This is a genomic window from Sphingomonas sp. (assembly GCF_048594985.1).
Lineage (GTDB): Bacteria > Pseudomonadota > Alphaproteobacteria > Sphingomonadales > Sphingomonadaceae > Sphingomonas_I.
Map to the genome: position 1 here is coordinate 1 of NZ_JBMDXG010000069.1, position 9,288 is coordinate 9,288.

The 9,288-nt window shown below is 68.2% G+C and carries 7 protein-coding genes and 2 pseudogenes; 3 read left to right on the top strand and 6 right to left on the bottom strand.

Going from position 1 to position 9,288, the window contains the following annotated elements; genetic code table 11:
• Positions 1 to 336, top strand: a pseudogene (locus ACOJSF_RS02450) (hypothetical protein); the annotation flags it as partial.
• Positions 323 to 853 (top strand): molybdenum cofactor biosynthesis protein B, encoded by a 531-nt coding sequence (moaB, locus tag ACOJSF_RS02455; protein ID WP_420140646.1) that lies wholly within the window; start codon positions 323 to 325, stop codon positions 851 to 853. The pseudogene ACOJSF_RS02450 and the gene moaB, both read left to right, overlap by 14 nt.
• A 240-nt stretch (positions 854 to 1,093) precedes the next feature.
• Here the strand turns inward: moaB and ACOJSF_RS02460 are convergent, their stop codons facing one another.
• Complete coding sequence (locus ACOJSF_RS02460; protein WP_420140647.1) at positions 1,094 to 1,687, bottom strand: hypothetical protein; 594 nt, start codon at positions 1,685 to 1,687, stop codon at positions 1,094 to 1,096.
• Between the two features lie 118 nt (positions 1,688 to 1,805).
• On the opposite strand from ACOJSF_RS02460, the gene ACOJSF_RS02465 reads away from it, so the two are divergent.
• Positions 1,806 to 2,876 carry a PA0069 family radical SAM protein gene (locus ACOJSF_RS02465; protein WP_420140648.1) on the top strand — a complete coding sequence of 357 codons (1,071 nt, stop codon included), beginning with the start codon at positions 1,806 to 1,808 and terminating at the stop codon, positions 2,874 to 2,876.
• A 24-nt stretch (positions 2,877 to 2,900) separates the two neighbouring features.
• Here the strand turns inward: ACOJSF_RS02465 and ACOJSF_RS02470 are convergent, their stop codons facing one another.
• The 5 genes and pseudogenes from ACOJSF_RS02470 to ACOJSF_RS02490 form a co-directional block, all read right to left on the bottom strand.
• On the bottom strand, positions 2,901 to 3,692 hold the full coding sequence (locus tag ACOJSF_RS02470; RefSeq protein WP_420140649.1) for an SDR family NAD(P)-dependent oxidoreductase: 792 nt from the start codon (positions 3,690 to 3,692) through the stop codon (positions 2,901 to 2,903).
• 64 nt (positions 3,693 to 3,756) lie between these two features.
• Positions 3,757 to 7,260, bottom strand: a complete 3,504-nt coding sequence (gene dnaE, locus ACOJSF_RS02475; RefSeq protein WP_420140650.1) for a DNA polymerase III subunit alpha — start codon at positions 7,258 to 7,260, stop codon at positions 3,757 to 3,759.
• Between the two features lie 63 nt (positions 7,261 to 7,323).
• Positions 7,324 to 7,737 (bottom strand): TadE/TadG family type IV pilus assembly protein, encoded by a 414-nt coding sequence (locus ACOJSF_RS02480; RefSeq protein ID WP_420140651.1) that lies wholly within the window; start codon positions 7,735 to 7,737, stop codon positions 7,324 to 7,326.
• Positions 7,734 to 8,243: a TadE/TadG family type IV pilus assembly protein gene (locus ACOJSF_RS02485; RefSeq protein WP_420140652.1), complete on the bottom strand. Its 510-nt coding sequence runs from the start codon at positions 8,241 to 8,243 to the stop codon at positions 7,734 to 7,736. Before ACOJSF_RS02485 ends, ACOJSF_RS02480 begins: the two co-directional genes overlap by 4 nt.
• Positions 8,240 to 9,288 (bottom strand): annotated as a pseudogene (locus ACOJSF_RS02490) (hypothetical protein); the annotation flags it as partial. The pseudogene ACOJSF_RS02490 and the gene ACOJSF_RS02485, both read right to left, overlap by 4 nt.

The following is a 9,288-nucleotide window of genomic DNA, read 5'->3' on the forward strand; positions in this document are numbered from 1 at the left end:
TTCCGCGCCCTCGCATCGCGCAGCAACCCGCCCTTGCCGCCCCTGCCCCACACGTTCGATCCCGCGACGCTCTGCAGCTGGCTCGAAGGGACGCGCAACGATCTCGAGCCTGCCGCCAAAGCCATCGCCCCCTCAATCGCCGATGTCCTGGGGGCGCGGAGGAAAACCGGCGCCCGCTTTGCAGGCATGTCGGGCTCCGGGGCCACCTGCTTCGGGCTTTTCGAAACGGGGAACGTCGCCAAGCGGGCCGCCATCGCCATCCGCGGCAGCCATCCGGAATGGTTCGTCGCATCGACGAAGACACTTGCGTCAGGAGAGAGCGATGCCGGGCATTGACGAGCAGCGCGCCTTCGTTCCGGTCTCGATCGCCGTCCTCACGGTTTCCGACACGCGGACGCCTGCCGACGACCGTTCGGGCGATACGCTGGCCGCCCGCCTGACCGGGGCGGGTCATGTCCTGGCCGACCGTGCGATCGTACGCGACGATGTCGATGCGATCGCCGCCCGCCTCGATGCGTGGATCGACGATCCTGCGGTCGATTGCGTGATCTCGACCGGCGGCACCGGCGTCACCGGCCGCGACGTCACGCCTGAGGCATTCGCCCGCGTCCGCGACAAGGAGATTGAGGGCTTCGGCGAGCTGTTCCGCTGGCTCAGCTATCAGTCGATCGGCACCTCGACCATCCAGTCGCGCGCCACGGCAGCGGTCGCGCGCGGCACCTACCTGTTCGCGCTGCCCGGATCGACCGGCGCGGTGAAGGACGGCTGGGACGGCATCCTCGCGACCCAGCTCGACAGCCGCCACCGCCCCTGCAACTTCGTCGAGCTGATGCCGCGCCTGCGCGAAGCCTAGGCTTCGGACCGTCAGACCGCTGTCGGCGCATGCAAAAGGCTGGCTAGACGCGGTCGAAGACCAGCACATCGCCCCCCGCCCTCGCGGGCAGGTGACCAACTTTTCAGTCGGCACCGCGGCCGAAGCCGAGGATCAGCGTCACCGCCGAATAGAAGCAAAATCGCGGGTCTGAACACTTCCAACCGGCCGACACGGAGGGTCAACGATCTCGTGCCGCGTGGCTGACGCGTGACACGCACGTCATTCCTCCTCCATCAGCACATAGGGAATGTCGACCCGATCCCACGCCGCGCCATGATAGCGTTTCGCCTGATCGACCGCCGACGCGATAAAGCTCGGCCACTGCGCCGGATGGACCGTCTGGCAGCCAAGGCTGGATGTCGTTGCCACGCCCCCACGGTGAATGTTGATCCCGAACATGCCCGTATGCGAATAATCGGGATTGCCGTCGCGCATCACCGTCACCGGTCCCCCGCGCTGGCAGAGCGCCAGATACTTTCCATTATGCTTCGCGAAGCGGTGGACGCGCCATAGCCCCGGCGTCAGCCGCGCCAGCCCCCGCGTCCGCGTCGAGAAGCCATGACCGGGGCGCCGACCCGATGGATCGGTGTTGCCGTTATAGGCGCCGAAGAAGCTCGGGCTCACCAGGAACAGCGCGTCGTCGTAAATGCCCCGGTCGTTCGTGCCGGGCCGTCCCATCGTGTCACGGTAATAGCCGCGCACGCCCGCCACGAACACCGGATCCCGAGCGGGATCGAGCCCGAGCGGACGCACACGCGTCATCAGCTGCGCGAACCCCAGCCGGGGCCGCGCGGGCGGCATCATCTCGGTCATCCTGTCGCTCTCCCCGGCGGCGCCCACCTGCCACCCGAGCCTCGATGCATTAGCGCAAACGCTGCCGAAAGTCAAGTTTGTTCTTTTTATGTTCCTGCCGGCCGGCTAGGCTCACCGCATGACTCGCCCCAACCACGGACGCGGTGCCACGCGCAACGAAACGCCCACGCGTTTCAACCTCAAGGCGCGCGAGGAGGATGGCGACTGGCGCGACGCGCGCGACGCGCTCGATGGTCCAGCCACCCCGCGCCGCACTACCGTGACGACCGAAACGCCGCGCACGATCATCACCCGCAACCAGTCGCTCGATGTCGGGTTCGATCGCTCGATCAATCCCTATCGGGGGTGCGAGCATGGCTGCATCTACTGCTTCGCACGGCCGAGCCACGCCTATCACGATCTGTCGCCCGGTCTCGATTTCGAGACGCGCCTGTTCGCCAAGCCCGATGCGCCGCGTCTGCTGCGCGCGGAGCTCGCCGCCTCGGGCTACCTCCCCCGCCCCATCGCTTTCGGCACCAACACCGATCCCTATCAGCCGATCGAGGGCGACTGGCGCATCACGCGCGCCTGTCTGGAGGTGCTGGTCGAATGCCGGCACCCCTTCACCATCACCACCAAGTCGGATCGGGTGACGCGCGATCTCGATCTGATCGCGCCGATGGCGGCGAAGGGGCTGGCGGCGGTGGTCGTGTCGGTCCCCACGCTCGATCCGTCGATCGCCCGCACGCTCGAGCCCCGCTGCCCGCACCCGCGCAAGCGCCTCGCCGCCGTCGCCAAACTGATCGAGGCGGGCGTACCGACCTTCGTCAGCCTCGCTCCCGTCGTGCCCCAGATCACCGACCATGAGATGGAGCATATCCTGGAGGCCGCGAAGGAAGCGGGCGCGCGCGGCGCTTTCTTCCTGCCCGTGCGCCTGCCGCATGAGGTCGCGCCGCTCTTCCGCGCCTGGCTGGAAACGCACTATCCCGATCGCGCGGCAAAGGTCATGGCCACGATCCAGTCGATCCGCGGCGGTCGTGACAACGATCCCAACTTCTTCACGCGGATGCAGGGTCAGGGCCCGTGGGCCGATCTGCTCCGCACCCGCTTCGGCATCGCCTGCCGCAAGCTCGATCTCAATCGCGAGAAGCTCGTCCTGCGCACCGATCTATTCCGCCCGCCCGAGGGCGATCAGCTTCGGTTGTTCTAGGCGGCTAAACCCGGCGGCGCGATCCTACAGCGTGTCCATCACCCCGCCATCGACGCGGACCGACGCTCCGGTCGTGGCCGATGCCAGTGGGGAAACGAGATAGGCGACGATGTTCGCCACCTCCTCCACCGTCGCCGCGCGTCGGATGATCGAGCTCGATCGATGTGCCTGCACGAAGTCCGCCGCCACCGTTTCGATCGGCTGTCCGCTTTTCGCCTGCTCGTCCTTCAGCATCGCCGCCACCCCTTCGGAAAGGGTCGGCCCCGGCAGCACCGAATTGACCGTCACGCCCGTGCCCGCCATGCGCTTGGCCAGCCCGCGCGCGACCGCGACGTCGGCGGTCTTGCTGACGCCGTAATGGATCATCTCGACCGGAATATTGAACGCAGACTCGGAGGCGAGGAAGATCACCCGCCCCCAGCCCGCCCGTTCCATCCCGGGCAGGTAAGCGCGCGCCAGCCTGACCCCGGACATCACGTTGACCTGCCAATGCCGGTCCCACACCTCGTCAGGCGTGTCGAAGAAATCGGCGGGCTGGAAGATGCCGGCATTGTTGACCAGAATGTCGACGTCCGGCGCCTCCGCGACCAGCGCCGCGCAGCCTTCCGCCGTGGCGACATCGGCCGCGACCCCGCGCACGGATGCCTCGGGGGCCTGCGCCAGCAGCCGCTCGACCGCCGCCTGCGTCTTGGGCCCGGATCGGCCATTCACCACCACCGCCGCGCCGGATTGCGCAAGCCGGAGCGCGATGCCGAAACCGATGCCTTCGGTCGATCCGGTGACGAGGGCGGTCTTTCCCGAAAGATCGATCAGCATTGGCGCTTCCTTCCTGACTGTCGGCCGCAAGTGGGGAGCGAGGACCGCGCCCGCAAGCGGCGGATCAGGCGCTCTGCGCGAGAAGCCTTGGCCCGAGCGGCTCTAGGCCGGCGCGGACCACGCCGGGCAGCCGTTCGATCGCCTCGACCAGATCGCCGTCCAGCCGATAGTCGCGGCCCAGCCGCAATCGCGCGAGTCCCGTCCCCGCCGGCACCGCCAGCAGGATCTCGCCGCGACCGTCACCGCGCGCGGCTTCCAGCATTCCCTCAAGCGGGGCCAGCGCTCGCGCGTCGTCGAGCTCGATCTCGAGCAGGAGGCGCGTGCCGAGCACCATGCCCTCCAGCGGCCGTGCCCCGCGCACCGTCACGCGCGGCGTGTCCTCGCCCGGCCGCTTGTCGAGCTCGACCGTCAGCAGCAGGCACGCATTGTTACGCGCGCCCTGCTCCATCGCGTTCGCCGCTTCCTCGTCGAATGCGCTGATGATGAACTGTCCGCTCGCGTCTGAACAGGTGGCGAGCAGATAACGGTTGCCCCGCGCCGACGTGCGCCAGCGCGCCTCCTCGACCAACACCGCCGTACGGAAGGTCGCGCGCGAAACCGGCCGTCCGCGCTCGTCGCGCTCGGGTTCGCCGACGTTCATCGCGCAGAGCTGGTCGTACGTGCGCGCGCCCTCGGCCTGCGCCACCAGCTTGAAGCGGTCGGTCGGGTGCGCCGAGAAGTAGAATCCGAACGCCTCCTTCTCCGCCGTCATCCGCTCGGCGACCGACCAGCGCGCGGTGGCGGGCAAGCGGATATGGGCGTGCGCGCCCTCGGCCGCGCTGCCGAACAGCCCGCCCTGCCCCGTCTCGCGCTGCTCGTGCGCTTTCGCCGCCTCGGCCAGGATCGTCTCCGCCGCCGCGAACACGCCCGCCCGATCGGGAGCCAGCCCATCGAAAGATCCTGCCGCCGCCAGGCTTTCGATCTGCCGCCGGTTGAGCAGGCGCGGGTCGATCCGCTCGGCCAGATCGTCGAGGCTCTTGAACGGGCCGCTGCGCCGCCGCTCCTCGACCAACTGCTCCATCGCCTTTTCGCCCACTCCCTTCAGCGCGCCGAGCGCGTAGCGGACGGCTTCCGCACCCTCGTGAGCTTCAACCGAGAATTCCGCCTCTGACCGGTTCACGTCGGGGGGGAGCAGCGTCACGCCCGACCGGCGGATGTCATCGGCCCAGATTGCCAGCTTGTCGGTCAGGCTGATGTCGTAGCACATCGACGCCGCGAAGAATTCCGCCTTGTGATGCGCCTTCAGCCACGCCGTCTGGTAAGCGAGCAGCGCATAGGCCGCCGCGTGGCTCTTGTTGAACCCGTAGCCCGCGAACTTGTCGATCAAGTCGAACAGCTCGTTCGCCTTCTGCGCGCCGATCTCCTGCCGGGCGCAGCCCTCGACGAAGCGCGCGCGCTGCGCGTCCATCTCCGCCTTGATCTTCTTGCCCATCGCGCGGCGCAGCAGGTCCGCTTCGCCCAGCGAATATCCCGCCAGGATCTGCGCGGCCTGCATCACCTGTTCCTGATAGACGAAGATCCCGTAAGTCTCGGCCAGGATGCCTTCGAGCAAGGGGTGCGGATACTCGATCTCGGCCCGGCCATTCTTGCGGTCGCCGAACAGCGGGATATTGTCCATCGGCCCCGGCCGATAGAGCGACACGAGCGCGATGATGTCGCCGAAATTGGTCGGCCGCACCGCCGACAGCGTGCGCCGCATCCCTTCGGATTCCAGCTGGAACACGCCGACCGTGTCGCCCTTCTGCAGCAGCGCGTAGACCCCCGGGTCATCGAGATCGAGCGCGGCCAGATCGACCGCGATCCCGCGCCGGCCGAGGAGCTGCACCGCTTTCTGCAGCACCGACAATGTCTTGAGACCGAGGAAGTCGAACTTCACCAGACCCGCGCCTTCGACATATTTCATGTCGAATTGCGTGACGGGCATGTCGGAGCGCGGATCGCGGTAAAGCGGGACGAGCTGGTCGAGCGGCCGGTCGCCGATCACCACGCCGGCGGCATGGGTCGAGCTGTGGCGCGGCAGCCCCTCCAGCTTCATTGCCAGATCGAACAGCCGCTTGACCTGCCTGTCCGATTTGACCTCGGCGTTGAGCTCGCTGACCCCGTTGATCGCGCGGTCGAGCGTCCACGGGTCGGTCGGGTGGTTGGGGACGAGCTTGGCTAGCCGGTCGACCTGGCCATAGCTCATCTGCAGCACGCGGCCCGTATCCTTCAGGACCGCGCGCGCCTTCAGTCGCCCGAAAGTGATGATCTGCTCTACATGGTCGCGGCCATCTTTCTGCTGGAAGTAGCTGATCACCTCGCCGCGCCGCGTTTCGCAGAAGTCGATGTCGACATCCGGCATCGACACGCGTTCCGGGTTCAGAAACCGCTCGAACAGCAGGCCCAGCTGCAACGGATCGAGATCGGTGATCGTCAGCGCCCACGCGACGACCGAACCTGCGCCCGATCCGCGCCCCGGCCCGACCGGGATGTCGTGATCCTTCGCCCACTTGATGAAGTCGGCGACGATCAGGAAGTAGCCGGGACAGCCCATCTGGACGATCACGTCGACTTCGAAGCGGAGCCGCTCGCGATAGGGACCACGCGCGTCCTCCGCCAGGCCGAGCTTGTCGAGCCGGGCCTCCAGCCCGGATGCGGCGTCGCGGCGTAGCATCTCCGCCTCCGCGTCGCGATCGCCCGCCAGGCTCGGCAGGATCGGCTTGCGCGAGGGCGCCGCCACCGCGCAACGCTGCGCCACGACCAGCGTGTTGGCGATCGCCTCGGGCAGGTCCTCGAACAGCGTTTCCATCGCCTCGGCGGGCTTGATCCATGCCTCGGGCGAGGAGCAGACCCGTTCCTGGACTTCGAGGTAAGAGGAATGCGCGATGCACAGCATGGCATCGTGCGCGGCGTGGAAATCGGGTTCGGCGAAGCAGGCCGGATTGGTCGCGACCAGCGGCAGATCGCGCGCATAGGCAAGGTCGATCAGCGCCGCCTCCGCGGCCTCCTCGACGGCATCGCCGCGCCGTGCGAGCTCGATGTACAGCCGGTCGGGGAACAGCGTCTGCAACCGGTCGAGATAGCGCTCGGCCGCCTGGAGCTGCCCCTCCGCCAGCAGCCGCGCGACCGCCCCCTCGCCGGCGCCGGTCAGCGCGACCAGCCCGGTGCTGCGTCCGGCCAACGCCTCCAGCGCGACATGCGCATCCTCGTGCGCCGGTCGGTCCAGATGCGCGGAGGAAACCAGCGCGCACAGATTGTCATAGCCCTCGGGCGTCTGCGCAAAGAGCGGCAGCCAGTCGATCTGCGGCGGCTTGCCCTCGGGCGTGCCGGGCCGGGCCACGCCGAGCAGCGCGCCGATGATCGGCTGGACGCCCGCTTTCTTGGCGGCCTCGCTGAACGCCATCGCCCCGTAGAGGCCGTTGCGGTCGGCGATCGCGGCGGCGGGAAAGCCGAGCTTGCGCGCCTGCGCGACGATCGCCTTGGGGTCGATCGCGCCTTCGAGCATCGAGAATGCCGACAGGATGCGGAGCGGCACGAAGCGCGTGGCCATGCCCCCATCTATGCCTTTGCCGCCGATCCCGAAAGCCCGCCGGCGGACCTATCCACAGCTATCTCATGCCGTGCGCGGGAAACAGGCGGTCGCGGTCAGCGCCGGGGGGATGACGGAATGCGGCAGCAGCGCCGTCGCGCCGCGCTTGTATGGCGCGTTGACGGTCACGATCGCGCTCGGCTGGCCACGACAGCTGCCCGTCATCGTGACGACCACGTTGGCGGCCGCGAGCGCGAGTTGCGACCGCTGCCGGCCACGGGCCACCGTCCAGTTTCGGACCGCGGTCTGATCCGCGCAGCCTGTCGCCTTGATCGCCGCGCAGCGCGCCGCCGCCGCCGTCAGCTCGTTGACCGCCTGCTGCGTGAACATCGCCCGCCCGCCCTCGAGCAGCAGCAGCAGGAAGATCAGGAACACCGGGGCCACCAGCGCGAACTCGATCGCCGCCGCCCCCTTGGTGTCGTTGGCGAGGCGCGTCACGACAGCCGCACCACGGCGGTCTGCGTCATGACCGTGCCGTCCAGCCAGCGGTCGGGCACGATCATTGGCCGGTAGCGCTTCGTCGCCACGATCTTGAGGTAGTAACCCGCATTGCCCCCGCCCACGCAGCTCGCGCCCGCGCTCAAGGCAGCGCCGCCGATCGCGCCCGTCGCCTGATCGATGCAGCGATAAGCGGTGCTGGCTCGCGACGGCGCAGCCGCACAGGTGCCGTCATTGCACGTCACCGCCGGGCCGGTGGGCAGCCCCGCCGTCGCCTTCACGAAGGTCGCCACGGCAACCGGATCGATCGCGTCACGCATGTTGAATGCGACGATCGCGCCTTGCTCGACCGCGTGGCCCAGCTTCAGTTTCTGCTGGACAAAGGCCGCGAAATCGAGCGCCACCGTCGCCACGCCGAAGAAGAAGACCGACAGCAAAGCGAATTCGATCGTTGCGGTCCCACGCTCGGCGCGCGCGAGCTTGCCCAGAAAACGACACGGCATCATTGGAGCAGCGTGATCGAGCCGGAGGAACCGGTGGCGCCACTGCCGCCGGTGCACTTGCGCGCGTCGAGATATCCGCCCGTGCCCTGCCACGCGGTGCCGACGATCCAGGTCAGACAGCTATTGGCGGCCGAACTGACACGGATATTCGTATTCTCGAACCGCAGGTCCGCATTGGGCGCGTAGACCACGCCGCTCAGCGCATGATTGCCGTTCGCAATGCGCATCTGGCCGCTTGCCCGCGTCGCCAGCAGGATCGTTTTGAGATCCCCGTCGGCCGGCGCGGTGAGCGCGAAGCTCGATCCGCCGTCATTGGCCAGCAATCCTTTCAGGATGATCGACACGCCCGATCCACTCACGGTGCCGCTGCTGGTGCTGGGCCGGACCAGATCGCCGTTGATCGTATAGGTGCCTGCTCCGAAGGTCGCCGCGCCGGTGAACTGCATCGTCCCGTTGATGAGGTGCGCGCCCGCGCCCAGCGTCAGCGTGCCGTTCTTGTCCATCACGAAACGCCCGTTCACGCTGAAAGGCCCCGCCCCGAAGGCCAGCGCATTGCCGGTGAAGGTCAGCGCGTCGCAGGTGGCGGGCGCGCTGGTGCAGGCGTTCGATCCGTCGTTGCCGATGCGCACGTCGGCGGGCCCGAAGCTCGCCATCGTCCCATCGCCCGCGATCGTCATCCGGCCGAGCACGCTCAGATAGGCGCCGCCGCCGGTGGCGATCGTGCCGTTCGTGTCGTTGAAGCCGATGCCATTATTGGCGCGGCCGACGACGATGCTGCCCGTGCCCATCTGGAACGTGGTGCCGCCGCCCGTCACATCGACGCCGCCGGCGACGGTCAGGTTCCCGTTACCCAGATACAGCTTCGCCCCGCCCGACAGCTTCAGCCCCACCCCGTCCGACGCCGCCCGCCCGATCCAGACGTTGCCGTTACCGGCCGTGATCGTACCGTTGGCGAGCGTCAGAGGACCGGCCACCGTGAAGTCCCCCGCCCCTAAGGTGAGCGTCCCCGCCAGGCTGATCGATGAAAAGCTGTGGAGACCCCCGCCGA

Bases quoted from the DNA above. Each gene is read 5' to 3' on its own strand.
- moaB (WP_420140646.1), top strand. From the start codon at position 323: ATGCCGGGCATTGACGAGCAGCGCGCCTTCGTTCCGGTCTCGATCGCC.
- ACOJSF_RS02460 (WP_420140647.1), bottom strand. From the start codon at position 1,687: ATGACCGAGATGATGCCGCCCGCGCGGCCCCGGCTGGGGTTCGCGCAG.
- ACOJSF_RS02465 (WP_420140648.1), top strand. From the start codon at position 1,806: ATGACTCGCCCCAACCACGGACGCGGTGCCACGCGCAACGAAACGCCC.
- ACOJSF_RS02470 (WP_420140649.1), bottom strand. From the start codon at position 3,692: ATGCTGATCGATCTTTCGGGAAAGACCGCCCTCGTCACCGGATCGACC.
- dnaE (WP_420140650.1), bottom strand. From the start codon at position 7,260: ATGGCCACGCGCTTCGTGCCGCTCCGCATCCTGTCGGCATTCTCGATG.
- ACOJSF_RS02485 (WP_420140652.1), bottom strand. From the start codon at position 8,243: ATGATGCCGTGTCGTTTTCTGGGCAAGCTCGCGCGCGCCGAGCGTGGG.